This is a genomic window from Sporosarcina highlanderae (genome assembly GCF_030433715.1).
GTDB lineage: Bacteria > Bacillota > Bacilli > Bacillales_A > Planococcaceae > Sporosarcina > Sporosarcina highlanderae.
Genome location: NZ_JAROCC010000033.1, coordinates 1 through 657 on the forward strand (window position 1 = coordinate 1; position 657 = coordinate 657).

At 52.1% G+C, this 657-nt stretch carries 1 rRNA gene; it reads right to left on the reverse strand.

Annotation, left to right across the window (positions count from 1 at the left end):
* Positions 1-656 (reverse strand): 23S ribosomal RNA (locus P5G49_RS17460); the annotation flags it as partial.
* Position 657: the final 1 nt, after the last annotated feature.

Sequence of the window (657 nt, forward strand, 5' to 3'; positions counted from 1 at the left end):
CTGCTTAACCTTGCATGGAATCGTAACTCGCCGGTTCATTCTACAAAAGGCACGCCATCACCCATTAACGGGCTCTGACAACTTGTAGGCACACGGTTTCAGGTTCTCTTTCACTCCCCTTCCGGGGTGCTTTTCACCTTTCCCTCACGGTACTGGTTCACTATCGGTCACTAGGGAGTATTTAGCCTTGGGAGATGGTCCTCCCGGATTCCGACGGAATTTCACGTGTTCCGCCGTACTCAGGATCCACTCTGGAGAGGATGGACTTTCGACTACGGGGCTTTTACCCGCTATGGCGGACCTTTCCAGGTCGCTTCGTCTAATCCATCCCTTTGTAACTCCGTATAGAGTGTCCTACAACCCCAGGAAGCAAGCTTCCTGGTTTGGGCTTTTCCCGTTTCGCTCGCCGCTACTCAGGGAATCGATTTTTCTTTCTCTTCCTCCGGATACTTAGATGTTTCAGTTCTCCGGGTCTGCCTCGTTCACGCTATGTATTCACGTGAACGTACTGCCCCATTACGGGCAGTGGGTTTCCCCATTCGGAAATCTTCGGATCAAAGCTTACTTACAGCTCCCCGAAGCATATCGGTGTTAGTGCCGTCCTTCATAGGCTCCTAGTGCCAAGGCATCCGCCGTGCGCCCTTTCTAACTTAACCT